Below are 23,558 nucleotides of genomic sequence, written 5' to 3'. Positions count from 1 at the left end.
TTTTTATATATACTCCTTTTGCCAAAACGATTAGGAGGTAAGGAGAATGAAAAGAACTTTTCAGCCACACAATAAACCCAGAAAAAGAACCCACGGATTCAGGACAAGAATGAAAACAGCCGGTGGAAGGAAGGTTTTATCCAGAAGGAGAGCTAAGGGTAGAAAGAGATTGTCAGTTTAAAGAAACATTACAAAAGCTTAACCTCAAAAGAATTCAAAGAAGTATATGAAAAAGGGGGAAAGGTAGTTACGCCCTTTTTTGTATTATTTACCTTAAAGGACAAGGAAAACTTAAAAGTAGGGGTAGTAGCAAGCAAAAAGATTGGTAAAGCCGTAAAGAGAAACAGAGCAAAAAGGAGACTAAGGGAAATAGTAAGGCTATCTCAACCCTTTCTACCAAACAATATTTGGATTGTTTTGATAGCAAGAAAGGCTGTTTTAGAAGCAGATTTTCAAAGGATGCAAAATTTATTTTTAAATAAGCTTAAGAATGAACCCAATAAGTAAGGCTATATCCAGCTTCATGATAGGTCTAATAAAGCTATACCAGCGTTTTATTTCCCCATTAACCAGACCTTCATGCAGGTTCTACCCCACATGCTCCAACTACTCCATTGAGGCTATAAAAAAGTTTGGCCCCATACAGGGTGGCATGATGTCCATATGGAGGATTTTAAGGTGCGGGCCGTGGAGCGCTGGCGGGTATGATCCACCAAATGAGCCGCTATTTAAACTAAAATCATTTAAGTTTAAGAGGAGAGACAATGAAGGAGAATAACGAAAAAAGGATACTGATGGCTATTCTGGTTGTCACCATACTTATAACAGCATACACTTATTTTTTTCTACCAAAACAACAACCAACACCAAAAAACTCAAACGCTACTAAAGCTAAACAGGTAGACCACAAACAACAATTACTGCAGCAGACAGCCAAAACTACAGCTAAAAAGCAAACAGACCTAAAAGAAAAACTTATAACAGTAGAAACAGACAACTACATACTAAAAATCTCCTCTTTAAACGGCTCAATAAAAGAGCTTACACTCAAAAAGTATAGCATAAACAAGGCCAATGTCGAACTTGTGAAAAGTAGCGGCTACTACAACACATTAGAGACGGTTTTTGAAAACAGACAATTAGAAGATATGGAAGAAAACACCCCCTATAAACCCAACAGTTATAGGGTTGAACTTTCAAAATTAAATAAAAACTTCAAGCTCATCTTAAAAAAATCCAACGACAACTACACAATTATAAAAACCTTTAGCTTTAAGGATGGTGATTATGCCTTTGATTTTAATGTAAGGGTTCTAAAAAATAACCAACCGGTCAAAGCAAAACTTTCTGTCTATGCAGGTCCAGACCTTGGCGATTTGCAAAAAGCAAAATATTCACACTTAGGTGCGGTTGCTTTAGTTGACAACGACAAGATAAGAACAGATAAAAAAATTAAGCCTGATGAGGATATACACTGGATAGCATTGGAGAGTAAATACTTCTGCTTTGCATTTTTACCTCAAAACAGTAACTCCTTATTGGCTGGATACACAAAGCTCAACGACGGAAATTACGTGTATGTGAATTTAGAATCACCGGCAAAGCTTACGATATATGCAGGGCCAAAAAGCAAAGAAACAATCGCTGCAGTTGACCATAAACTGGATAAAATCATTAGATTTGGCATGTTTGGATTTATTGGAAAGCCCCTTCTCTATGTTCTAAACTGGCTCTACTCTATCTTTGGTAATTATGGCGTTGCGATAATAGTGCTTACATTCCTCATAAGATTGATCTTCTATCCATTGAGTTTTAAATCATTTAAATCGATGAAGGAGATGGCCAAACTTCAGCCAAAACTCAAAGAACTGCAAGCAAAATACAAAGGCAAGCCAGACCAGCTAAACAAAGCCACAATGGAACTATACAAAAAGCACAAGGTAAATCCATTTGGAGGCTGTCTACCCGTTGTTATCCAGATACCTGTATTCTTTGCACTCTACAATGTTCTACTAAACGCAATTGAGCTCAGGGGAGCTCCGTTTATGTTGTGGATAACAGATCTAAGCTCAAAAGACCCATACTATGTCCTACCTATATTAATGGGATTAACTATGTATGTTCAACAGAAACTAACACCTGCAACCGGCGATCCCACACAGCAGAAGATAATGATGTTCATGCCTTTAATATTCACATTTATGTTTATGGGATTCCCTTCGGGTCTTGTTCTGTATTGGGCAACGAACAACCTATTAACGATAGCTCAGCAGTTCATAGACTCTCAAATACTGAAAGCCCAAGAGAAAAAACAAAAACATGCCACAACATGATGAAGATATAATAGCAGCCATAGCCACAGGTTATACAGAAGCAGCAATAGGCATAATCAGGGTTTCAGGCAAAGGTTGTTTAGAACTGCTTGAGAAAATCTTTACAAAAAAACCACCCTATAAAGCAAATAGGCTATATTACGGTCATATAACAGACAAGCAAGGCAAGGTTTTAGATGAGGTTTTAGTATCTATATTCAAAGCCCCCCACTCATACACAGGAGAAGACTCATTTGAGATAAACTGTCACGGTGGGTTGGTAGTTTTAAATAGTGTTCTTGAGCGTGTAATGGAAGCTGGAGCAAGGCTTGCTCAACCGGGTGAGTTTACAAAAAGGGCATTTTTAAACGGCAAATTAGACCTATCTCAAGCAGAAGCTGTAGCCAAGGTTATATCGGCAAAAAGCAAAAGGGCAGTTGATGTTGCCCAGCGCCAACTTCAGGGTAATTTTTCCTCAAAACTCGATGAAATAAGAGAACAGATACTTTATCTAATGGCAGAAAACGAGGTTAGAATAGACCACCCAGAAGAAGACTTAAGTGATGTATCTACAGAGGAGAAAATAAGAACTATAAGCGACATACAAAACAAACTAAAGCAAATTTTAAGGGCTGCGGAATTCGGCAATCATTTGTTTGAGGGTGTGATATTAGCCTTGGTTGGAAAGCCAAACGTAGGAAAATCAAGCCTGCTGAACCTCATTACAGGCTCAGAGAGGGCTATAGTAACGGACATACCAGGCACAACCAGGGACGTGGTAAAAGAGCAATTTAACATAAACGGTGTACCGTTTTCTATACTTGACACTGCAGGCATAAGAAAAACCAATGATACAGTCGAAAAAATCGGCGTAAAAAGAAGCCTAAAGGCAATTGATGAGGCAGATATAGTACTTGCCATATTTGATGGCTCAAACGATCTAACTCAGGAGGATAAAAAACTCATAGAAAGGTTGAAATCATCAGCTAAGCCCATCATAGCAATTCTAAACAAAACAGATTTAGGCATAAAGATTAATAAAGATAACCTACCATTTGAGCATCTTTTAGAATTATCATGCAAAAGCGGCAAGGGACTGGATAAACTCGAAAAGACCTTATCAAACATAGCCCTTGGTGGGGTTGATGACTCCCAAATCGTTTCTCTAAATGCATCTCAAAAACAAAGCCTAAAAAAAGCAATACAGATGTGCGAACAACTAAAAAATGATATAGATAACGATATAGACCCTGCCTTAATAGGCGTTGACTTTATGGCTTTAACGGATTATTTAGATGAAGTAATAGGAAAGATAACAAACGAGGATATGTTGGACGTAATGTTTAAAAAATTCTGTATAGGTAAATAATGTTTCACATGAAACATTCAGAGGTGAAAAGATGATTTATCCCAAAAGATACGATGTAATCGTAATAGGTGGAGGGCATGCAGGCTGTGAGGCCTCATTGATAAATGCAAGACTAGGCTTGAACACATTGCTTTTAACAATAGCACTGGATTCCATAGGCGCAATGAGTTGTAACCCCGCAATAGGTGGACTTGCAAAAGGACACCTTGTTAAAGAGGTTGATATATTTGGTGGTGAGATGGCGCGCAACATAGATGAAACCGGGCTTCAGTTCAAAATACTCAACCGCAGCAAAGGGCCTGCTGTATGGTCAAGTAGAGCGCAGGCTGACATGACAGCATATAAACTCAGGATGAAATACACACTGGAAAGACAGGATCACTTAGACATAAAACAGGAAACGGTTGATGAGATAATCGTTGAAGACAACAGGGTTGTGGGTGTAAAAACCCATTTAGGCAATGAGTATTACTGCAATGCTGTGGTCGTAACAACAGGTACCTTCATGAAGGGCAAGATATTCATAGGCCTAAATGAGTATGAAGCAGGAAGAGCCTGGGAGCCGCCATCAAGAAAACTTTCCGACAGCTTGCGCCGCCTTGGCTTAAGGGTCAGCAGGCTAAAAACAGGAACAACACCGAGGCTTGACGCAAGAACAATAGACTTTGACGCCTTGATACCTCAGCCGGGCGATGATGATCCGGTACCATTTTCCTTTAGGACTAAACAGCTAAACAGACCCAATGTGCCGTGCTATTTAACCTACACCAATGAAAGAACCCATGAGGTAATCCTCAAAAACTTAGACCAATCACCCCTCTACAGCGGCATGGTCGAGTCTGTAGGCCCAAGATACTGCCCCTCTATTGAAGATAAGGTAGTGAAATTTTTTGAGAAAAAGCAACACCAGATATTCTTAGAGCCTCAAGATGAAAAATCCACCGAGATATATGCAGATGGACTTCATACATCAATGGGCTATGAGGTTCAGCTGAATTTCTTGCGCACCATAAAGGGCCTTGAAAAGGTCGAGATAATGAGACCTGGTTATGCAATAGAATACGATTTTGTTGACCCAACCCAACTTAAACATTCATTAGAAACCAAAAAGATTAGGGGTTTATTCTTAGCAGGCCAAATTAATGGTACAAGCGGATATGAAGAAGCCGCAGCCCAAGGTATTGTGGCAGGTATAAACGCTGCATTCTACTTAATGGAAAAAGAACCGTTTATATTGCGAAGGGATGAGGCCTACACTGGTGTTTTGATAGACGATTTGGTCACAAAAGGTACGAAAGAACCTTATAGGATGTTTACATCCAGAGCTGAATACAGACTCATCTTGAGAGAGGATAACACACACTTAAGGTTAGCTGAAAAATCATTCAAGGCCGGCTTGCTGGATAAAGAAGAGTTTGAAATGATTCAGGAGCAAAAGACCAAGATAGAAGAAACCATAAAAAAACTCAAAACTACTCACATATTTCCTACAGAGGATACAAATAAAAAATTAAAAGAACTCGGTACTGAGATAATAAAAACAAAAACGGATTTAGCAAAACTTCTACGGAGAACTGAGGTAAACTACGACAAATTAAGAGAGCTTCTGCCAGAGCTTGAGGAATTAGATAACTACATAAAACAAGAAGTAGAGATCGATATAAAATACGAAGGCTATCTAACTCTACAAAAACAGCAGATAGAAAAATTCAAAAAATATGAGAATATGAAAATACCTGAAAATTTTGATTATACAAAAGTCGGAGGGCTATCCAATGAGGTCAGAGGGAAGCTTATGGAGGTGAAGCCAACATCAATAGGTCAGGCTATGCGTATATCGGGTGTAACTCCAGCTGCCATTTCGATACTCATGATCTATTTAAAAAAGCACAATGAAGGATTTAAAAACTCGGCTTGAGAAGGTCTTTAAAAAAGTAGATATACCCCAAAATGGCACAGAAAAGTTAATAACCTATATAGAAACGCTCCAAGAATGGAATAAAAACATAGCGCTCATATCAAAAAGAGAAGAAAACATAGTAAATCATCTTGTGGCTCCTTCTCTGCTGTTTTTTAAATTCTTCAGGGATAACAACCTATCTGTTGTGGATATAGGCTCAGGGGCAGGCTTCCCTGCTGTTGTAATAAAAATATATAAACCATCACTCGATGTAATTATGATCGAGCCAAATAACAAAAAGGCAGCATTCTTAAACTACATATGCGCAAAACTCAAACTAAAATGCAATATAATAAACAAACGTATAGAACAGATAAACAACCCAATAGAGTGCGATGTAATAACAGCAAGAGCTTTAAACATAAAACCGTTAATAGAAGAGATTAGAAAAAAAATAAAAGGTGGTTATCTTTTTTGGTTAACAGCCAAAGACAACCACCTTCCTTTAGAATTAAAAGGGGAGATTCTGTTCAAGCAGCACTGCGCAAAACTCTATATCATCACAGAACAGGCGGGCTAACAACCCAGATGGTCTCAACATCAACATCACCCACATTCTTATAAGAGTGGGGTTGGGTTGATGAGAAATAGAAACTATCACCCGGGCCCAAAACCTTAACCTGATCTCCAACCCTGAGCTCAAGCTTACCCTTTAAAATATAGCCAAACTCTTCCCCTGTGTGTCTATGCTCGCCTTTTGAATCACATCCCACTGGAACAACCTTATAAAGCGGCTCCATGGCTTTATTGGAGATTTTAGCTACAAGCAACTCAGCATAAACATGGCTACCGGGGTATATAATTTGAGTTCTTTCTTCTTTGGTTAGGAAGATCTTGTCGTTTGACTGCTCATCGCTTAGAAGATCCCTAACCTGTACATCCAGGGACTGTGCAATCTTTTGTAAGACGCTTATTGACGGTACAGCTTTACCCGTTTCTATTTGTGATATGTATGCATCTGTGCAGCCAACCTTTTCAGCCAGCGCTTTTAAAGTTAATCCCTGCTTCTTTCTGTAGCTTTTAATCTTCTCAGCCATATTCATGACTCTTAAATCCTCCCTAAAAAATTAATTAATAACGCAGGCATAAGCATAAAAAAATGGGGGCTTTTTGTCAAGCCCCCACTATCCTATGCCTACGCAAGCATTATTCGTTGCTCATAACATCAAACTGAGCTTTAATACCCTCATACATTCCATACCAAGCTGATAAGGCCGTTAAGATGCCCTCATATCCTGCAAAAGTTGTAATAGCTTTGCTTCCGGTATAATGACCAATTACTAACAGGATAAACAGAATTTCCAACAGGACAAAGATCACAATGACGGTAGTATGCCCACTCTTGAACACCAACAATGTCATAATGGTTGTAAAGATCGTCCAAGCTATCAGTGTAATACCTATGGCTGGACCCAAAGCATTCCCTGGAACTAAACCCAGTTTTGCAAAATAAACTAAGCTTGCCAAAGCGATCCAGAATGCACCGTAAGAACCAAACGCCGTCATTCCAAATGTGTTACCCGTTCTCATTTCCAATACACCAGCAATCAACTGAGCCAAACCACCATAGAACAAACCCAACGGTAAGGCTGCATCCAAAGCTGCTGGAACCAACCCGGCGTTGTGAACATTGAGAACAAAGGTTGTCAGAGCAAATCCACCCAGTCCCAATGGTCCCGGATTACCAAGTTTTCCCTCGGCCATAAACCACCTCCACTAAAATAAAATAAAACTTTAACTCCCATTAAGTTTGTAGTTATATTTATACATTATTTTTGATGGATGTCAAGGATAAAATTAAATAAAAGTTAAAATTTGCTCCGACCTCGGGTAATTATTAAGTAAAAATCTATTTTGTTTGTATCTTTTCTTACTATAGCTCGAGGAATTTTAAATATAGGTTGAATGTTGGGCTGATATATCTTCTGGGCTATAACATAGCCCCTTTTAATTTTTAACTCACGTAAAACATCGATTACATCATCGTTAAAATTGCCAAAGGGATAGGCAAAATCTTCAATCTCCTGATAAGATGAGAGTATGTCTATAGACCGCATAATTTCATTTTTTACCTCTTCTTTTCTAAGTTGGCTCAACTTTAGATGTCTATGTGAATGTGAGCCAAGCGCCATACCTAAATCAACAAGCTCTTTCAAATCAGTCTCATCCATCATTTTTGCATTTTCATGTTCCTTTCCTATTAATGATGTGGAGATGAAAAATAGCCCCTTCATACCGTATTTCTTTAAAATTCTGGCCGCATCAACATTATCTTTATAACCATCATCAAATGTTATCAAAACGTAATTATTTTTTAAGTATAATTTCTCTTCCTTTATTTTATCAATTTCATCCGGCGTAATTGAAATAAATCCTTTTTTCTTCAAATAAGAAATCTGCCACTCAAATCGAGACAGGGGCAGAGAAAATTTATCCAAAGATGTGCCTGTAGGCCTATCATCTACCCTATGATAAAGCAGAACAAGGATGCCTCTTTTTGGCAACCTGAAAAAGTTATAGCGGACAAGAAATACAACCAAGAGAAGAAAAAGAAGAACAAAAAAAACCATAAAATTAAGAAGCTAGCTCTTTTGCTTTTGCGTATTTAACAAAAGCATAAAAAGAGGAAAGGAGTGCATAAACACACCCCTCGTATCCATCTAAAAAAGCCCCTTTAAGCACAAACCGTTTTGCAATCTCCAAAGAAAACCTAACAAACGGATAAACACCACTTATATGTGGTTTTTTTTGTTTTATATTATTAGCAAGCAAGCTGGTGTATCTGTTAAATTTATCAAAGTAGTCCTCTAAATTTTCATAACTATAGTGATATACAACATTTTTAAGCCTCTCAGCCTTGCAATTAACGCCCTCATGCACTTCAGCCTCATCAAAGAAGCACTTACCCCTTCTGAAAAGCCTGACATGATAATCCGGGTATGTACCACCAAATCTCAAGGGCTTACCCATAAAAACAAGCTGTATATTTAAAGCATAGGCATCTACGGCTGGATTCTTTAGTTTTTCTATTATCTCGTCTTTTAGGTTTTCACTTAATACCTCATCGGCATCAATAGATAAAACCCAATCGGTTGAAAGTTTTGAAATAGCAAAATTCTTCTGCTTGCCATAGCCGAGCCACTCTTGATAGTAAACCTTATCGGTATAGTGTCTGGCTATCTCCGTAGTTCTATCCGTGCTGCCAGAATCAACTACTACAATCTCATCGCAAAAGGCAACACTTCTTAATGTTCTCTCTAAACTCTTTTCTTCATTATAGGTTATAATGGCACAGCCCAATGACATCTATTCGCCAAGCAGTCTCTTTCTTGCCTCTTCGCTCATCATAGATGGATTCCACGGTGGATCCCAAACAAGCTCAACCTGAACATCGTTGGCTCCGATCTCCTTCAATCTATTAGCCACATCCTCTTGAAGTGGTGCGACTAATGGGCATCCCGGGGTTGTAAGCGTCATAACGACCTTAACATTATTATCATCGTCTATATCTATACCGTAGACAAAACCAAGATTCACAATATCTAAGCCTATCTCCATATCAATGACATTGTAAAGCGCATCAATAACGTCTTTCTTTGTTAGTTTTTTAGCCATAACTACACATTCTCCCTTTTTACTGGTTTAAATTGCAGTATGTTCTTTGAAGCTTTTACACTCCTTTTTTCTTTTTTTGTTATTTTACCTTCGAGCTCTTTAACAATAGATGAATCTTCCTTTAAAAATTTAATCGTAATTATATTATCGGTATTCATGATTATCATGCTCGATTTATAGATAGAAGAGCCCGCATCTATAGGTTCAAGCAACAGTTTTCCTTCTACCTCTTTACATTTATGAACATTATCTATCTTCAGGCCCAAATACGCCTGATCCTCCAATACCATCATCAAATCATCGCCTTCTTCGTAATAATAGTCTAAAGACCCTATATAGCATTCGCCACCTACCATATCAACTCTAACCCAAAGCCTGTTCATCATAATACTACCTCAATCTAAAGGGAGTTTATCCCTCAAATTAAACTCTTTCTCAAATGCCGATGCAACCTTAAATATCACATCTTCCCTAAAGGCATTAGCCATTATCTGCAAACCCAACGGCAAACCGTTATCTGAGAGTCCATTGGGTATGCTTATAGCAGGAATAGCCGTTAAATTGGCAGGGATTGTAAAGATATCTGATAGATACATCTGTAGCGGTTTATCCGCCTTCTCTCCCACCTTGAATGCCTCTGTCGGAGTTGTGGGGGAGATTATGCAATCAAACTTCTCAAACGCCTTATCGAAGTCTTGTTTTATTAAGCCTCTGAGTTTCTGTGCTTTTAGGTAATAGGCATCGTAATATCCGCTGGATAAAACATAAGTTCCAAGCATTATCCTTCTTTTAACCTCATCGCCAAAGCCCTCAGAACGAGTCTTTAGATACATATCCTTCAAATCTTTATACTCATCAGCCCTAAAGCCATATTTTACACCGTCATATCGAGCCAAATTACTGGATGCCTCAGCCGGAGCTATGATGTAATAATCTGAAACGGCATATTTAGCACTTGGTAGATCTACACTTTCTATCTCACATCCAAGATTTTTCAATATCTTTATGCTTTCATCCATCGCTTTCTGGACATCGCTATCACAATCCTGAAGCGTTTTATCGTAAAACCCTATCTTCATACCCTTTATATCCTGATTCAGATACTGAGTAAAATCGGGCACATCAACAAAAGCAGAGGTGGAATCATGCTCATCATGTCCAGATATTATATTCATCAAAATGGCAGCATCTTCAACATCCCTTGTAATAGGACCAATCTGATCCAAGCTGGATGCAAAGGCAACAAGGCCATATCTTGATACCCTGCCGTATGTAGGCTTCAAACCCACAACACCGCAGAAAGATGCTGGCTGCCTAATGGAACCGCCTGTATCTGAGCCTAAAGCCGCTATAGCCTCACCACATGCCACAGCAGCAGCAGAACCACCGCTGGAGCCGCCGGGAATCCTCGCTGTATCCCACGGGTTTTTTGTTGTGCCAAAATATGAGGTTTCTGTAGATGAACCCATAGCAAACTCATCTAAGTTGGTCTTGCCTATAAAAACGGCTCCATTTTCCTCTAGTTTTTTAACAGCTGTTGCATCAAAAATAGCAATAAAGTTGTTAAGAATTTTCGATGAGCAAGTTGTCCTTTTTCCCTCTATGTGCATGTTATCTTTTATGGCTATGGGCAGATTTTTTAAAATCCCACCTGTCGGGTTTTCTTCAAATTCATCGAAAATAGTAACATAAGCATTAATCTGTTTATCCTTTTGATTAATCCTATCTAAAACCGACTCATATACATCTTCGGCTTGGACCTCGCCTTTATCTACAAGATCAATTAGCTCATGCAGTGTCCTTTTATACAACATAGCCTACCTCTCTATAACCTTTGGCACCCTAAATGCCCTATCAGCTGGGTCGGGTGCATTCTTCAGAGCCAATTCATTATCAGTTGATGGCTTAACTTCATCTTCTCTAAAAACGTTCTTTAGCTCACCGACATGAAAAACCGCCTCTTGAGATTCCAAATTTAACCCATCAATTTCTTTCATATAACCCAAAATCTCATTAAACTGATTACAAAACTTATCTACATCTTCCTCTTTTAATTCTAACATGGACAACTTGGCAATCCTTTTAACCTCATCTTTGGTTATCATAATACTCTCCTTTTAGTAAGCAACCCTTCTCAAAAATAGACCACATGCCGGGGCTTTAAAGGACTTTAAATTGCCCCTACTAAAAATTATATTACCGCTTTTGTCTATTTGCAAGGCATTTGCAGAATATCCAACTAAAAGCCCGACAATATTTCTAACCATACCTCGCAAAAAACCGCCTGCCCTTATATGGAAAACAACAAATTCTCTATATCTTTTTATCCTCAAAAAATAAACCTCTCTTGTACAATTTTTGCCTTCAGGCTCATTGGCCACAAAGGAAAAATCCTTATAACCCACAAACAGTCTTGATGCCAATCTCATTGCATCGACATCCAACTTAAATTTAACATGCCAAACATAGCGGCACAAAAACGGCGGTAAATATTCACCATCAAAGGCAAAATACACATACTCCCTAAACTTTGCACTATACCTTGAATGAAAACTATTATCAACAATTTTGACGCTTTTTATACGTATATCTTCAGGTAAAACTGAATTTAGGGCTTTTTTTAGACTATAAGTTTCAATATCAGCAATAACAGGAAAATCTATAACCTGTTCAAAGGCATGAACGCCAGCATCGGTTCTGCCGGCAAAGTTGATCCTGAGGTCGGTTTTGAATATACGTTTTAAGGCCTTTTCTATCTCTCCTTGAACAGTTTTTACATCTGGCTGAATCTGAAATCCACTGTAGTTTGTGCCATCATAGGCAATACAAGCGCAGTATCTTATAGGCTACTACCTCCTACCATAATAGATGGAATCCTCAATGTAGGTTCACCATCACTCACAGGAACGCCTTGACCCGATTTACCACATGTGCCAACCTCAACGCCAAAATCACTCCCCACCATATCTATCTCATTCAACACATTAGGCCCATTACCAATTAATGTGGCACCCCTTACCATATGTTTAACCTTGCCGTTTTCTATTAAATACCCTTCGGCCACCTCAAACACAAAATCGCCCGTTGTGGGGTTTACCTGGCCACCCCCCATCCTTTTAACCAAAAGCCCATAATCCACAGAGGCTATTATATCCTCAGGATTATCCTCACCAGGCAGTATATAGGTGTTGGACATGCGCACAATGGGAGCAAAACGGTAGGATTCCCTTCTTGAGTTGCCTGTGGTTTGCTTATCCGCCAATCTTGCATACATCTTATCAAACATATAATTCTTCAACACACCGTTTTCTATCAAAACCGTGTTTTTAGACCTCTCACCCTCATCATCATAATAAAAAGACCCCCTCATCTTAGGCCTTGTTGCATCATCAACCACGGTGATCTTCTCGCTTGCCACCTTTTGCCCTAATTTATCCTTATAAACACTTAAATTTTCATACACTAGATCAGCCTCAAGGCCATGACCCACAGCCTCATGGATCATAGTTCCGCCAGCCTGACTGGAAAGCACCACAGTCATCTTTTGGGCTTTAAGTGGCGGTGCTTTAAGCAGATTTAAAAGCTTTTCTGTCTCCTCTTCGGCTAACCCCTTAAAATCCCATCCGTCAAAATACTCAAAACCGCCCAAAACACCAAAAGGCCTTCTTATGGTCTGTGTTATTTGTTTCTCTCTGGCTGTAAGCTCAAAGAACAAAACCGTATAAATCCTCTCTTCTTTAAGCAATTCTCCTTTTTCGTTTATTATCTCTATCTGCTTCTTTCTATCGGAGAATGTCAAGCTGACCTGCTTTACTTCGGCCTTCTTATAAGCCACACTACAAAACTCATCATATATTTCAGCGATGCGCTCAAGGTCTGGTTTATAGCCACCCCACATCTCAACCCTTTTTAGCTCAAAGGGGGTTATATCAAACCTGCCCTGCTTGGGGTTTGCAACATCTGTTATAAACTTGGCTATTTTATAGACACTATCCTCATCCGTGTTGGTGGATGATGAATAAAAAACACTCAAACCCTTAACAAGCCTAACGCCTACACCCTCCTCAAATCCAACCTTAACATCCTCTATCTGGCCGTTTTTGGCCTGCAACATCCTTATATAGGATTTTTCCCTGTATATATCAAAAAAATCGCTATTGCTGTTTTTTAAAAGATCAGCTGCTGACTCATACATCTTTCTCACCCCAAATAAAAAGAGGGGCTTTTAAGCCCCTCACAGGTTATCTTCCTAATTTCTCCTCAAGCTTCTTTATGTTCACAATGGTAGACATAATACTGTCTGGATTCAAGCTCATCGAATCTATGCCAAGCTCAACCAAGAATTCGGCAAAATCAGGAAAATCACTTGGACCCTGACCGCAGATACCGACCGGTTTGCCATGTTTGTGAGCCTTCTCTATGAGCATCTGAATCATGCGCTTAACGGCTATATGGCGCTCATCAAACAGATGGGCAACAAGACCTGAATCCCTATCTATACCCAAAGTAAGCTGGGTTAGGTCATTTGAACCTATGGAGAAACCATCAAAGATTTCAGCAAATTCATCTGCGCAGATAACATTGCTTGGGATCTCAGCCATCACATATATCTCAAGCCCGTTCTCACCTTGAACAAGCCCGTTTTTCTTCATCTCTGCTATAACCTTTTCACCCTCCTCAGGCGTTCTGCAGAACGGTATCATAAGAGCCACATTGGTTAGGCCAAACTCATCCCTAACCTTCTTCATAGCCTTACACTCAAGGGCAAACCCCTCCCTGTAGGCATCTGAGTAATAACGAGAAGCACCCCTAAAGCCGATCATCGGATTTTCTTCATCCGGCTCAAACTCCTTACCACCGATGAGATTGGCGTATTCGTTGGTCTTAAAATCGCTCATCCTGACAAGTATCTGGTTTGGATAGACGCTTGCTGCAAGCATAGCAACGCCCTCTGCAAGCTTATCCACGAAATATTGTGGTTTATTATCATAACCCCTTGTAAGCTCAGCTATCACCTCTTTTGCCTTCTTATCCTCAAGCTCATCAAAGTGGATCAAGGCAAGCGGATGAACCTGAATAAACGAGCTTATGATAAACTCCATTCTTGCAAGGCCGATTCCATCATTTGGAATACCGGCTGTCTGGAAGGCTATCGCAGGATTACCCAAATTCATCTTTATCTGGGTTTTTGGCTTTTCTATCTTTGATAAATCCAAAACCTCAACTTCGTAATCAAGCTTTCCTTCATAAACATAACCTATTTCACCCTCCGCGCAGGATACAGTAACCTCCTGGCCGCTTGAGAGCTTTTCTGTTGCATCACCGCATCCAACAATAGCAGGAACGCCAAGCTCCCTTGAGATAATAGCAGCATGGCATGTTCTGCCGCCCCTGTTTGTAATAATTGCGGCAGCCTTCTTCATGATAGGCTCCCAATCCGGGTCGGTCATATCGGTTACAAGGATCTCGCCCTCTTTAAACTTATCCATATCCTCCGGCGTATCGATAACATTTATAACGCCTGTGGCTATCTTGCTGCCCACTGCTATACCTTCAACAATTACATTACTTTTCTCTTTAAGCTTATATGTCTCAAGAACGCTCAGGTTTTTCTGAGATTGAACGGTCTCGGGGCGCGCCTGAACAACAAACAGCTGGCCGGTTTTTCCATCCTTTGCCCACTCTATATCCATAGGCGTGTATCTGCCGTTTCTCTTTGAGTAATGGTTTTCTATCTTTAAAGCCCACTTGGCCAGCGTTAAAACATCATCATCGGTTATAGAAAATCTATACCTTTCCTCTTCGGTTGTATCAACATCCTTTATACCACCATTTTCATCATAAACAGCCTTTGTGAGTTTAGAGCCAAGCTGTTTTTTAATGATGGAGCTATAACCTTCAGCCAATGTTGGTTTAAATACGATAAACTCATCCGGATTGACCTTACCGGCAACGATATTTTCACCCAAACCATAGCTTGCATTTATTACGACAACCTTATCAAAACCACTCTCTGTGTCTATGGAGAACATAACACCACTTGCTGCTAAGTCGCTTCTTGCCATCTTCTGAACACAAACAGACAATCCAACCTTGAAATGGTCAAAGTTTTTATCGTGCCTGTAGGATGTAGCTCTTTCTGTAAAGATTGACGCATAACAGCTCTTTACATAATGAACAACATCATCCAAACCTTTAACATTCAGGTATGTATCCTGCTGTCCTGCAAAGGATGCATCAGGTAGGTCCTCTGCAGTTGCAGAACTCCTCACGGCCACATCGCTTTCTTTCTCGTTGTAATATGCACTTAGTTTCTCATATGCCTCTTTTATCTCCTGATATAGATCATCCGGCATTTCGGCATTGAAGATTAAATCCCTGGCCTTTTTTGTTCTCTCTCTCAAATCATTTATGTCGTGAGTGTCTAAATCCTTTAAAACTTCATAGATCTTATCCCTTAGGTTATTTGAATCGATTAAATACCAATAAGATTGAGCCGTTAGAGCAAAACCGTAAGGAACATTAACACCCTCATCCTTAAGCTCTCTAATCATCTCGCCCAACGATGCGTTCTTTCCGCCGACTATATGCACATCATCGGCGCTAATTTCATCCAGCCACTTCACATGCTTCATAAATACACCCCCATAAAAATTACATATAAAAAAAGAAAAGCTTCCCCCTTGAGTTGAGTTGTCGGCATTTTAACAAATGGCCTTGCCGATTTCAACGCTAAAGTAAGGAAAAATAAGCACATTTCCGCTAAAAGACAATCGTCAAGTTTAGCCTAAACACCCAACAACTATCTTCACAAAAACAAACCCAAAAAACATAAAGGCCAAATAAGATGAAACCTCGAATAAATGGATAGCTCTTTTTATATCATTAGCCTTCGGTATTCTTTTAGAATCACCGATATAGGGCTTATCCACCATAACACCACTATAACTTGTTTTACCGCCCAATCTAAGATCCAAAGCTCCGGCAAATGCACTCATAGGGTGCGCTGAGTTTGGGCTTGAATGGGCTTTTCTGAATCTGGCAAAAACACGCATAGTATCAAAGAAATTGAAGCCCAAAATAAGGCTTGCCACACCAATAAACACAACGCTCAGCCGCGCTGGTATAAAGTTCAATAGATCATCAAACCTGGCTGCAAACCTGCCAAAAAACTCGTATCTTTCATTTTTATAACCAATCATAGAATCAAAGGTGCTTATGGTTTTAAAAAAAGCAACACCTAAAATACCAAAAGCTGCGTAATAGACCATAGGAGACAAAACACCATCAACGAAATTCTCAGAAACAGACTCAACCGTCGAAGTTATGATCTTATCCTGCCTCATATCATGCGTGTCTCTGCTTACAATCAAAAACAGGTGTTTTTTAGCCCTATCCAAATCAGCCTCCTCCAAAGCATCCAAAACCCTTTTGGCGTGCTGGCTTAGGGATCTTATACTGATGGATGAGAAAACAAGATAACTTGCGACAATGCTATAAATCAGTTTTCCAAAGAATCCAGATACAGCAAAAACATACAAAAACACACAGACAACAAGAACAACAACACCTAAAACACTAAAAACAAACAAAACCCCGCCTAAGAGTCTATTTTCAAACCGATAAAAATACCCCTCAAAACGGCTTATAAGCCTTCCTATCCAGACAACAGGGTGAAAGGCAACTGGCGGCTCGCCAAACACAAAATCCAAAACAACCCCAACAAAAAAGGCTATCCCATTGAAGTAAACAAGCTCACAGATCAAATCCATCAAGCAAAATCTCCAGATTCAAAGATTCCTCAAGCACCTCAGAAAGCCTGTTGAGTTGCTCATCCTTCTCTTTAGACAGATTAACATTGAATTCTATGTGCTTACCCAAAAGGTCAAACAGCCACTCCAAAAACACATTATTGTTAAATATACCGTGCAGGTAGGTACCTATAACAAGCCTATCCTCATCAAAAACAAGCAGGTCTTTCTGCTTTAGTAGTTGTTTTAGCTTTCCTTTTGAGTTTGTCCTGCCATGATGGATTTCATAACCGCTCAAAAACCTACCTTCAAAATCACCTGTCCCTTCATATTCAGCAGATACAACAACCTTATCCTCCAAAAGCTCTGTCTCAACACCCAACAAACCAAGCGCCTTTTTACCATCAATGCTCTCACCAAGAAGTTGATATCCACCACATATACCAACAATGGGCTTTTCACCCAAAATGCCTTTTAAATAAACATCAAACCCTGACTCAAGCAAAAACTCAAGGTCAACTATGGGATTCTTGCTTCCCGGCAAAATCACCAGATCGCAGCTATCCAGCTCTTGCGGCTTTATTACAAATTTTAAGCCCACATCTAAAAATCTGAATATATCAAACTCATTAAAATTGGACATATGCGGCAGCCTAATCACTCCGATCTTTACCTTGCCGTCTGCTCTTGATGGCTTAAAAACGGAATCCTCCTCATCAAGCTTCAGATCAAGATAGGGCACAACACCCACAATTGGTTTTTTGCAATGATCTTTAAATAGCTCAAATGCCGGCTTTAGTATCTCATAGCTGCCCCTGAACTTATTTATAATAAACCCCTTAACCAACTCCTTGTGCTTCTGTCTTAAAAGCTCAACCGTTCCCTTAAACGAGGCAAACACGCCGCCTCTGTCTATATCGCCCACGATGAAAACAAAAGCATTAGCATACTCAGCCATCGGCATGTTGACAAAGTCGTGGTCATACAGGTTTATCTCAGCCGGCGAGCCTGCACCTTCAATCACAACAAGATCGTATTCATCCTTTAAGCTATCAAAGGCCTCAAAGGCTATTTTTTTGTTTTCAACGCTCAACCTGTAATAATCTTTATAGGAATAAACACCAACCGGTTTTCCCAATCTAACAAGATACGACCTGCCGCTATCCGGTTTTAAAAGTATCGGATTCATCCTAACATCGGGCTTTATCTTGCAAGCAAAGGCCTGAAGCGCCTGAGCAACACTGATCTCACCGCCTTCCTGTAGGGCTATGCTATTCAAGGACATGTTTTGAGCCTTAAACGGAGCAACACTCACCCCCTTATTGGACAAAAGTCTGCAAAAGCCGGCTGTTATTATCGTTTTTCCCACGCCACTTGCCGTGCCACAAAACATTATGGCCTTCTTCATCCAAAATAACCCTCAACAAGTCTCAAGAATAACTCAATACTCTTTCTATCCTTTATTGAAACCCTGAAAAAACTACCATCAAGGCCGTAAAAATTGGAGCAATTCCTCAAAAGCAGCCTGTGTTTTTTGAAATAGTTGAAAAAATCCACAGGATCAGCACCCAAAAGTCTAAACAGAACAAAATTGGCATGACTGTCAAAAACAACGATTTGAGAGAATCCCCTTAATCTGGCTATTAGATAGTCCCTTAGCTTTTTTACTTCTTCTATCCTGTCTGTAAAATCTGTCTCAATGGAGAGTCTTGCAAACTGGATAGCAACCTCAGAAACACTCCAGGGCGCCCTTAGGCTCTTAAGCTTTTTTAAAAGTTCATCGTTGTGAGAGTAAAGCCAACCTATCCTTAAGCCTGCAAGTCCGTGCAGCTTGGAAAACGACCTCAACACACACAGATTATCAAACTCACACCCCAAAAGCGTGTTTCTGTCGCGATCAAAATCCATATAAGCCTCATCAATAACAAAAAATGTGTTTGGATTGGCTTTTATCATGCCCAACAGGTCTGATTTTTCGAGAAGATTACCCGTTGGATTGTTGGGATTACATATAAAAGTTAACTCAAACCCGCTAAAATCTATTTTATCCAGTTCAAACCCAAAGTTTGCCTCCTCTTTTGCAAGAACATGCTTTATGTCTATGTTAAAATTCAGGCTTTGCTTTCTATACTCCACATATGTGGGCTCAAAAACCAATCCCTTTTTATCCCTAAAAACACAGCAGATATCCTTGATAAACTGGGATGTGCCCGCATTAATTAGAACACTAAACCGCTTAAGGTTAAACCTCTTTTCTATCAGACGCTCAAGCTCATACGGGCTCTCCTGGGGAAGTCTGCTTTTTAGTTCAATACAGCCCAAATCTGCATCCAAAACATTGCTGCTTAGATCAACTATCTTATCAGGCGTTGTGTTAAGTTCTTTTGCAAGCTCAAACACATTGCCGCCGTGTTCAGAGGCCATAAAAAACCCCTAAAAGAAGCATAAAAAGCTCTGTGGTTTCTATGGCAAAGCCTATCATATCCCCCGTGATGCCGCCTATCTTTCTTTTAAAATAGCTAAACAAAAAGAAACCCCACAAAAAGAAACATGCGGTTATCAAACCCACAACAGCGGGATTAAACAGAAAAAAACTCAAAGCAATGAAAACAAACCCAGCCAAGAAATCCCACAGATCAAACCTTTTAAAGAAGTCTTTAGCTGTGCCAGAAGCCCTTGCATAGGGCAGTTTTTTCATCAAATAGACAGCTATGAATCGGCCATAAATGGGTATAAAGACCAAAAACAAAGGGTTCTTTATCGCATTAAAACTCAAATATTTGCCCAAAAGAACAAAAAATAAAGCCAATACGCCAAAGGTGCCTATTCTGGAATCCTTCATTATCCTGAGCATCTCGTCTTTATCTCTGTGGGAGAAAAAAGCATCCGATGCATCGGCAAGCCCATCCAGGTGCAAACCGCCGGTAATAACGGCAAGATAAAACACCATCAGAAAGCCCCTAAACGGGACAGATATATAACCTAAACCGTAAAGCCCAAGGCCTATTAAGCCACCAACAACGCTAAAGAACTTGACAGAGCCCTTTGCATCAAAGTCTGAGTTTATGCGTATTATGGTTAAAAAGCTCAAACAGGATAAAAAGCTGTTTACTATTTTTCCGATTCTGATACCCCCGCCTCTTCAAATGTTGCCACCTCTTTTATAACCCTCGCTGAAGCATCGATTATATGCATAGCCAATACAGCACCCGTTCCCTCACCAAGCCTCATATTCAGCCTTAAAATCGGGTTCAGGCCGAGATGCTCAAGCATGAGCTTGTGGCCATTCTCCTCCGATAGATGGCCGGCAAACATGTAATCAGCCACGGTTGGATTAAGCCCATAAGCAATAAGCGCACCTGCTGTGGATATAAAACCATCAACCACAACGGGTATTTTCTTAAAAGCAGCAGCCAGCATAACGCCTGCGATCGCACCGATCTCAAAACCGCCCACTTTGGCAAGCACATCGATCACATCATTCCTGTTTGGTTTGTTTAGCTGAATCCCTCTTCTGATTACATCTATCTTGTTTTTATACGACCTATCATCGATGCCTGTGCCCCTTCCTGCAATCTCAGACGGATCCCTGTTTAAAATAACACTTGCAATAGCTGCTGAAGGCGTTGTGTTGCCTATGCCCATATCACCCGTGGCTATCAGGTTTAAATTGTATTCCTCTATCTTTTCTTTTGCAATCTCAAAACCGCTCATAATGCTTAAGATAGCCTCATCCTTTCTCATTGCGGCTGTTTTTGTAAAGTTCTTACTGCCCAAGCTTACCTTTTTTGATACAAATTCGTTCTCCCCGCTTAGCTGCCGGCTTTCAAAATCACACTTCGTTCCCACATCGCAAACAACAACCCTGGCGTTATTCTGCCTTGCAAGGACATTTATGGTGGCGATACCATCAACAAACGCCCTAATCATCTCGCATGTAACAACCCGAGGAAAAGCGCTAACCCCCTCCTCAACAACGCCGTGATCTGAAGCCATTACAAACACACACCTCTTATCCGTCTCCGGCTTTAGGCTTCTCTGGATTGCGCACAACCTCTCAGATATATCGTTTAACATACCAACAGCCCTGAAAGGCATGATAAGGTTTGATGTTCTCTGTTTTGCCTTATCGAAAAACACCTCATCCACAGGCTCTATCGAGCTGATTACATCTTTTATATCCATAACACCTCCACAAGCGTTTTTTATGAATTACCACAAAAATTAGTTAAATACAAGCCTTGAAGGACATAAACATGCTAAATGTTTGCAAAGGAATACCAAAAAGTTATATTGATTTTTTATATAAGAAAAGAAGAAACTGAATAGAACAATCATACTGGCGGCCGTTGTTAGAAAATATGAGAAAACTAACATCTAACCACCTCTACAACCCTTACAACCTCTACAACTTCTATAACTTCTACAACCTTATCACCCCCACAAACCTTTTACTTTCCAGCAAAAAGATAGTATAATTGAAAAGATAAAAAACAAATCTTCAAGAAGGATTTAAAATGAACAGATCGATCATAGAGAAGTTAAGAGAGCTAAAGCCTATTTTAAAAGAGCGATATGGGATTGAGGAGTTTGCAGTATTCGGCAGCGTTGCAAGGGGAACAGACACCGAAAATAGCGATGTGGATATTGTGATACTTAAGGACTCCAAAAAAGATTTCTTTCTACTGATGGAAGCAAAGAAATTTTTGGAGGACACGCTTAAAAAAGAGTAGATATCGGCAATTTTGGGAGTATGAAAACATTTATAAAAAATAGAATAAAGAAGGATTTAATCCATGTTTGACATCAGCAGCACAGATAGAGCAACAGAGTTTTTTATTTTTGACATTTACATTGCGGTCCTAAAGATAAAACATACAGCATCAAAGTTTAACAGCACACAAGAACTATTTCACAGCTACACAGATTGGGATAGTGTCATACGAGAATTTGAGATTATTGGAAAGGCAAACAAATATTTACCAAGAGACAATCTATTCGAAAAAGACAAAACAAAGGTTGTAGATTTCAGGAACTACATAACGCATGCATATTTCGGCATCGATCCAGATAGAGTTTGGAATATCATTAACAATAACTTGGATGAAATTTTGGACTCCGTAATCAAATTAATTGAAAACATTGATAGCGATTTAAAACACGAGCTAATTGACTCATTTATAGAAGACAACAAGTATTTAGATTTTGTGGTTAAAGAACTGGAAAAGCTGAAACGATAACCTCAGGAAATTGTAGCTTGCAACTGTTAAAAGCCGTTATGAAAGAAGGTAAAAGGTGGCTTTAGAAAAGCTTACACTCCTTCAATCCAATTATTTTTTGTTTTAACAACCACAAAATGATGTTAAAATTTAAACACGAAAACTAAAGAAAAGAATACTTTAGAGGACATAAAACAGATTATACTCAGGCATGCAGACAAGCTCAAAAATGAGTTCAATGTAAAAGGCATAAGGATTTTTGGCTCTTATGCAGAGGGAAGACAAAACGAGAATAGTGATTTGGATTTGATCGTTGACTTTTTTGAAACACCGACATATTTCGACATCATTGAGCTTGAGGAATACCTATCCAATATATTAGATATTAAAGTTGACCTGCTTACAGAAAAAGGGATAAGTCCTTATATACTGCCGTATATTGAAGATACAAGGGTGTTGTAATTGAACAAAAGCGTAAAACCGCATCTTTTTCATATACTTGAAGAGTGCGAGTTTTTAGTAAACAAATCTGAAAATCTTTCTTATTCTGAATTTATTAAAGACCAAACTCTTATGCGTGCTTTTGTTAGGAGCTTAGAAATAATAGGAGAAGCTGCCAAAAACATAGATTCTGATTTTAGAGCTGAGCATCCAGAGATACCATGGAAATCCATGGCAGGAATGAGAGACAAGCTTTATACATGAGTACTTTGGCGTTAACTATATGATTGTATGGGAGACCATCAAGGATAGCATAAAACCCCTATACCAGGATATTAAAGAGCTTATTGAAGAAATTTTGTGAACACCCTGCTATTATGACAATATATACCTAAACTAACACATAACTCCCATAAACTGGTAAGTGGTCCACACATACTTACCACCTCTACTAAATATATACAGGTTCACAAACTTACTCAACCATTCATGTCAAGCGCAATCCAAAACTGCACCAATACGCCCTGCAAAAGTGCACCATTCCTTCCCTATTAAAAACCCTGAGAATTGGGATTGAAATCCAAAAGCCCTGCTTTTTTCTTCTGTCTCAGCCTATAGCTTTCACCTTTAATGTTGATGATGTAGCTGTGGTGTATTAACCTATCCAGTATAGCGGTAGTTAAACCTTCATCATTGTTCAAAACCTCCTTCCATCTAATAAATGACAGGTTAGTGGTTATTATAATAGACCCCGTTTCATACTTCTTGTTTACTATCTGGAATAACAGATTGGATTGCTTCTCATTGAGGGGACTTAAAATATTTTTGTGTCTCCCCCACAAACCTACTAAAATGGAGTGGGGTTTAATGAACTGTTCTAATGAACTCTGA

At 39.4% G+C, this 23,558-nt stretch carries 28 protein-coding genes and 1 pseudogene; 12 read left to right on the top strand and 17 right to left on the bottom strand.

From position 1 onward, the window contains the following. Nucleotides 1-46 precede the first annotated feature (46 nt). Genes rpmH through rsmG form a run of 7 tightly spaced genes read left to right on the top strand, consistent with a single transcriptional unit; the run spans nucleotide 47 to nucleotide 6,161 of the window. Complete coding sequence (gene rpmH, locus HIPMA_RS00450; RefSeq protein WP_013681118.1) at nucleotides 47-181, top strand: 50S ribosomal protein L34; 135 nt, start codon at nucleotides 47-49, stop codon at nucleotides 179-181. Continuing rightward, nucleotides 169-507: a ribonuclease P protein component gene (rnpA, locus tag HIPMA_RS09885; RefSeq protein WP_013681117.1), complete on the top strand. Its 339-nt coding sequence runs from the start codon at nucleotides 169-171 to the stop codon at nucleotides 505-507. The genes rpmH and rnpA overlap by 13 nt, the downstream gene beginning before the upstream one ends. 16 nt (nucleotides 508-523) lie before the next feature. Next, nucleotides 524-778 (top strand): membrane protein insertion efficiency factor YidD, encoded by a 255-nt coding sequence (yidD, locus tag HIPMA_RS00445; RefSeq protein ID WP_041324110.1) that lies wholly within the window; start codon nucleotides 524-526, stop codon nucleotides 776-778. Next, nucleotides 765-2,333 (top strand): membrane protein insertase YidC, encoded by a 1,569-nt coding sequence (yidC, locus tag HIPMA_RS00440; protein ID WP_013681115.1) that lies wholly within the window; start codon nucleotides 765-767, stop codon nucleotides 2,331-2,333. The genes yidD and yidC overlap by 14 nt, the downstream gene beginning before the upstream one ends. Further along, complete coding sequence (gene mnmE / locus HIPMA_RS00435) at nucleotides 2,320-3,681, top strand: tRNA uridine-5-carboxymethylaminomethyl(34) synthesis GTPase MnmE (RefSeq protein WP_013681114.1); 1,362 nt, start codon at nucleotides 2,320-2,322, stop codon at nucleotides 3,679-3,681. The genes yidC and mnmE overlap by 14 nt, the downstream gene beginning before the upstream one ends. Nucleotides 3,682-3,712: 31 nt before the next feature. Then, on the top strand, nucleotides 3,713-5,599 hold the full coding sequence (gene mnmG, locus HIPMA_RS00430) for a tRNA uridine-5-carboxymethylaminomethyl(34) synthesis enzyme MnmG (RefSeq protein WP_013681113.1): 1,887 nt from the start codon (nucleotides 3,713-3,715) through the stop codon (nucleotides 5,597-5,599). Then, on the top strand, nucleotides 5,574-6,161 hold the full coding sequence (rsmG, locus tag HIPMA_RS00425; protein WP_013681112.1) for a 16S rRNA (guanine(527)-N(7))-methyltransferase RsmG: 588 nt from the start codon (nucleotides 5,574-5,576) through the stop codon (nucleotides 6,159-6,161). Before mnmG ends, rsmG begins: the two co-directional genes overlap by 26 nt. Here rsmG and HIPMA_RS00420 read toward each other — a convergent pair. From HIPMA_RS00420 to cobT, 16 genes are all read right to left on the bottom strand, one after another. After that, nucleotides 6,142-6,678: a helix-turn-helix domain-containing protein gene (locus HIPMA_RS00420; RefSeq protein ID WP_169309458.1), complete on the bottom strand. Its 537-nt coding sequence runs from the start codon at nucleotides 6,676-6,678 to the stop codon at nucleotides 6,142-6,144. The two genes, rsmG and HIPMA_RS00420, sit on opposite strands and share 20 nt — an antisense overlap. 109 nt (nucleotides 6,679-6,787) lie before the next feature. After that, the gene (locus HIPMA_RS00415) at nucleotides 6,788-7,345 is read right to left on the bottom strand and encodes an acetate uptake transporter (protein ID WP_013681110.1); all 558 of its coding nucleotides are present in this window, start codon (nucleotides 7,343-7,345) and stop codon (nucleotides 6,788-6,790) included. Nucleotides 7,346-7,449: 104 nt separating this feature from the next. Then, nucleotides 7,450-8,211 (bottom strand): polysaccharide deacetylase family protein, encoded by a 762-nt coding sequence (locus HIPMA_RS00410; RefSeq protein WP_013681109.1) that lies wholly within the window; start codon nucleotides 8,209-8,211, stop codon nucleotides 7,450-7,452. Nucleotides 8,212-8,215: 4 nt separating this feature from the next. After that, nucleotides 8,216-8,947, bottom strand: coding sequence for a glycosyltransferase family 2 protein (locus HIPMA_RS00405; RefSeq protein ID WP_013681108.1), 732 nt, complete (start codon nucleotides 8,945-8,947; stop codon nucleotides 8,216-8,218). Continuing rightward, a complete protein-coding gene (locus HIPMA_RS00400) occupies nucleotides 8,948-9,256 on the bottom strand; it encodes a metal-sulfur cluster assembly factor (RefSeq protein ID WP_013681107.1) in 309 nt (102 codons plus the stop codon). A gap of 2 nt (nucleotides 9,257-9,258) precedes the next feature. Then, nucleotides 9,259-9,642: a hypothetical protein gene (locus HIPMA_RS00395; RefSeq protein WP_013681106.1), complete on the bottom strand. Its 384-nt coding sequence runs from the start codon at nucleotides 9,640-9,642 to the stop codon at nucleotides 9,259-9,261. Nucleotides 9,643-9,651: 9 nt separating this feature from the next. Next, on the bottom strand, nucleotides 9,652-11,070 hold the full coding sequence (gene gatA / locus HIPMA_RS00390) for an Asp-tRNA(Asn)/Glu-tRNA(Gln) amidotransferase subunit GatA (RefSeq protein ID WP_013681105.1): 1,419 nt from the start codon (nucleotides 11,068-11,070) through the stop codon (nucleotides 9,652-9,654). Between the two features lie 3 nt (nucleotides 11,071-11,073). Continuing rightward, a complete protein-coding gene (gene gatC, locus HIPMA_RS00385) occupies nucleotides 11,074-11,361 on the bottom strand; it encodes an Asp-tRNA(Asn)/Glu-tRNA(Gln) amidotransferase subunit GatC (RefSeq protein WP_013681104.1) in 288 nt (95 codons plus the stop codon). 12 nt (nucleotides 11,362-11,373) lie between these two features. Beyond that, a complete protein-coding gene (gene truA, locus HIPMA_RS09345) occupies nucleotides 11,374-12,081 on the bottom strand; it encodes a tRNA pseudouridine(38-40) synthase TruA (RefSeq protein WP_280985303.1) in 708 nt (235 codons plus the stop codon). A gap of 14 nt (nucleotides 12,082-12,095) precedes the next feature. Then, nucleotides 12,096-13,451 (bottom strand): TldD/PmbA family protein, encoded by a 1,356-nt coding sequence (locus tag HIPMA_RS00375; protein WP_013681102.1) that lies wholly within the window; start codon nucleotides 13,449-13,451, stop codon nucleotides 12,096-12,098. Nucleotides 13,452-13,497: 46 nt separating this feature from the next. After that, nucleotides 13,498-15,891 (bottom strand): phosphoenolpyruvate synthase, encoded by a 2,394-nt coding sequence (gene ppsA, locus HIPMA_RS00370; RefSeq protein WP_013681101.1) that lies wholly within the window; start codon nucleotides 15,889-15,891, stop codon nucleotides 13,498-13,500. Nucleotides 15,892-16,038: 147 nt separating this feature from the next. Continuing rightward, complete coding sequence (locus tag HIPMA_RS00365; protein WP_013681100.1) at nucleotides 16,039-17,028, bottom strand: cobalamin biosynthesis protein; 990 nt, start codon at nucleotides 17,026-17,028, stop codon at nucleotides 16,039-16,041. Next, nucleotides 17,012-18,415, bottom strand: coding sequence for a cobyric acid synthase (locus HIPMA_RS00360; protein WP_013681099.1), 1,404 nt, complete (start codon nucleotides 18,413-18,415; stop codon nucleotides 17,012-17,014). The genes HIPMA_RS00365 and HIPMA_RS00360 overlap by 17 nt, the downstream gene beginning before the upstream one ends. Beyond that, a complete protein-coding gene (locus tag HIPMA_RS00355; protein ID WP_013681098.1) occupies nucleotides 18,412-19,431 on the bottom strand; it encodes a pyridoxal phosphate-dependent aminotransferase in 1,020 nt (339 codons plus the stop codon). The genes HIPMA_RS00360 and HIPMA_RS00355 overlap by 4 nt, the downstream gene beginning before the upstream one ends. Then, a complete protein-coding gene (gene cobS / locus HIPMA_RS00350; RefSeq protein WP_280985302.1) occupies nucleotides 19,421-20,122 on the bottom strand; it encodes an adenosylcobinamide-GDP ribazoletransferase in 702 nt (233 codons plus the stop codon). The genes HIPMA_RS00355 and cobS overlap by 11 nt, the downstream gene beginning before the upstream one ends. Then, nucleotides 20,119-21,192 carry a nicotinate-nucleotide--dimethylbenzimidazole phosphoribosyltransferase gene (gene cobT, locus HIPMA_RS00345; protein ID WP_013681096.1) on the bottom strand — a complete coding sequence of 358 codons (1,074 nt, stop codon included), beginning with the start codon at nucleotides 21,190-21,192 and terminating at the stop codon, nucleotides 20,119-20,121. The genes cobS and cobT overlap by 4 nt, the downstream gene beginning before the upstream one ends. A gap of 332 nt (nucleotides 21,193-21,524) precedes the next feature. On the opposite strand from cobT, the gene HIPMA_RS00340 reads away from it, so the two are divergent. The 5 genes from HIPMA_RS00340 (at nucleotide 21,525) to HIPMA_RS09880 (ending at nucleotide 23,031) form a co-directional block, all read left to right on the top strand. After that, the gene (locus HIPMA_RS00340) at nucleotides 21,525-21,740 is read left to right on the top strand and encodes a nucleotidyltransferase family protein (RefSeq protein WP_013681095.1); all 216 of its coding nucleotides are present in this window, start codon (nucleotides 21,525-21,527) and stop codon (nucleotides 21,738-21,740) included. A gap of 63 nt (nucleotides 21,741-21,803) precedes the next feature. Next, on the top strand, nucleotides 21,804-22,247 hold the full coding sequence (locus HIPMA_RS00335; RefSeq protein WP_013681094.1) for a HepT-like ribonuclease domain-containing protein: 444 nt from the start codon (nucleotides 21,804-21,806) through the stop codon (nucleotides 22,245-22,247). A 168-nt stretch (nucleotides 22,248-22,415) separates the two neighbouring features. Continuing rightward, nucleotides 22,416-22,688, top strand: a complete 273-nt coding sequence (locus HIPMA_RS00330) for a nucleotidyltransferase domain-containing protein (protein WP_041323907.1) — start codon at nucleotides 22,416-22,418, stop codon at nucleotides 22,686-22,688. After that, complete coding sequence (locus HIPMA_RS00325; protein WP_013681093.1) at nucleotides 22,689-22,931, top strand: HepT-like ribonuclease domain-containing protein; 243 nt, start codon at nucleotides 22,689-22,691, stop codon at nucleotides 22,929-22,931. Nucleotides 22,932-22,950: 19 nt separating this feature from the next. Next, nucleotides 22,951-23,031, top strand: a complete 81-nt coding sequence (locus tag HIPMA_RS09880; RefSeq protein ID WP_429909701.1) for a hypothetical protein — start codon at nucleotides 22,951-22,953, stop codon at nucleotides 23,029-23,031. A 187-nt stretch (nucleotides 23,032-23,218) separates the two neighbouring features. Here HIPMA_RS09880 and HIPMA_RS09340 read toward each other — a convergent pair. Further along, nucleotides 23,219-23,542: pseudogene (locus HIPMA_RS09340) on the bottom strand (ATP-binding protein); the annotation flags it as partial. Between the last annotated feature and the right edge of the window lie 16 nt (nucleotides 23,543-23,558).

This window comes from Hippea maritima DSM 10411 (genome assembly GCF_000194135.1).
GTDB classification, from domain to species: Bacteria; Campylobacterota_A; Desulfurellia; order Desulfurellales; family Hippeaceae; genus Hippea; species Hippea maritima.
This window is presented reverse-complemented; position numbering and strand designations above follow the sequence as displayed.

What these genes read in the sequence shown, in the direction of transcription:
- rpmH (WP_013681118.1), top strand. Translation starts at nt 47, where the DNA reads ATGAAAAGAACTTTTCAGCCACACAATAAACCCAGAAAAAGAACCCAC.
- yidD (WP_041324110.1), top strand. Translation starts at nt 524, where the DNA reads ATGATAGGTCTAATAAAGCTATACCAGCGTTTTATTTCCCCATTAACC.
- yidC (WP_013681115.1), top strand. Translation starts at nt 765, where the DNA reads ATGAAGGAGAATAACGAAAAAAGGATACTGATGGCTATTCTGGTTGTC.
- mnmE (WP_013681114.1), top strand. Translation starts at nt 2,320, where the DNA reads ATGCCACAACATGATGAAGATATAATAGCAGCCATAGCCACAGGTTAT.
- mnmG (WP_013681113.1), top strand. Translation starts at nt 3,713, where the DNA reads ATGATTTATCCCAAAAGATACGATGTAATCGTAATAGGTGGAGGGCAT.
- rsmG (WP_013681112.1), top strand. Translation starts at nt 5,574, where the DNA reads ATGAAGGATTTAAAAACTCGGCTTGAGAAGGTCTTTAAAAAAGTAGAT.
- HIPMA_RS00420 (WP_169309458.1), bottom strand. Translation starts at nt 6,678, where the DNA reads ATGGCTGAGAAGATTAAAAGCTACAGAAAGAAGCAGGGATTAACTTTA.
- HIPMA_RS00415 (WP_013681110.1), bottom strand. Translation starts at nt 7,345, where the DNA reads ATGGCCGAGGGAAAACTTGGTAATCCGGGACCATTGGGACTGGGTGGA.
- HIPMA_RS00410 (WP_013681109.1), bottom strand. Translation starts at nt 8,211, where the DNA reads ATGGTTTTTTTTGTTCTTCTTTTTCTTCTCTTGGTTGTATTTCTTGTC.
- HIPMA_RS00405 (WP_013681108.1), bottom strand. Translation starts at nt 8,947, where the DNA reads ATGTCATTGGGCTGTGCCATTATAACCTATAATGAAGAAAAGAGTTTA.
- HIPMA_RS00400 (WP_013681107.1), bottom strand. Translation starts at nt 9,256, where the DNA reads ATGGCTAAAAAACTAACAAAGAAAGACGTTATTGATGCGCTTTACAAT.
- HIPMA_RS00395 (WP_013681106.1), bottom strand. Translation starts at nt 9,642, where the DNA reads ATGATGAACAGGCTTTGGGTTAGAGTTGATATGGTAGGTGGCGAATGC.
- gatA (WP_013681105.1), bottom strand. Translation starts at nt 11,070, where the DNA reads ATGTTGTATAAAAGGACACTGCATGAGCTAATTGATCTTGTAGATAAA.
- gatC (WP_013681104.1), bottom strand. Translation starts at nt 11,361, where the DNA reads ATGATAACCAAAGATGAGGTTAAAAGGATTGCCAAGTTGTCCATGTTA.
- HIPMA_RS00375 (WP_013681102.1), bottom strand. Translation starts at nt 13,451, where the DNA reads ATGTATGAGTCAGCAGCTGATCTTTTAAAAAACAGCAATAGCGATTTT.
- ppsA (WP_013681101.1), bottom strand. Translation starts at nt 15,891, where the DNA reads ATGAAGCATGTGAAGTGGCTGGATGAAATTAGCGCCGATGATGTGCAT.
- HIPMA_RS00365 (WP_013681100.1), bottom strand. Translation starts at nt 17,028, where the DNA reads ATGGATTTGATCTGTGAGCTTGTTTACTTCAATGGGATAGCCTTTTTT.
- HIPMA_RS00360 (WP_013681099.1), bottom strand. Translation starts at nt 18,415, where the DNA reads ATGAAGAAGGCCATAATGTTTTGTGGCACGGCAAGTGGCGTGGGAAAA.
- HIPMA_RS00355 (WP_013681098.1), bottom strand. Translation starts at nt 19,431, where the DNA reads ATGGCCTCTGAACACGGCGGCAATGTGTTTGAGCTTGCAAAAGAACTT.
- cobT (WP_013681096.1), bottom strand. Translation starts at nt 21,192, where the DNA reads ATGGATATAAAAGATGTAATCAGCTCGATAGAGCCTGTGGATGAGGTG.
- HIPMA_RS00340 (WP_013681095.1), top strand. Translation starts at nt 21,525, where the DNA reads ATGAACAGATCGATCATAGAGAAGTTAAGAGAGCTAAAGCCTATTTTA.
- HIPMA_RS00335 (WP_013681094.1), top strand. Translation starts at nt 21,804, where the DNA reads ATGTTTGACATCAGCAGCACAGATAGAGCAACAGAGTTTTTTATTTTT.
- HIPMA_RS09880 (WP_429909701.1), top strand. Translation starts at nt 22,951, where the DNA reads ATGATTGTATGGGAGACCATCAAGGATAGCATAAAACCCCTATACCAG.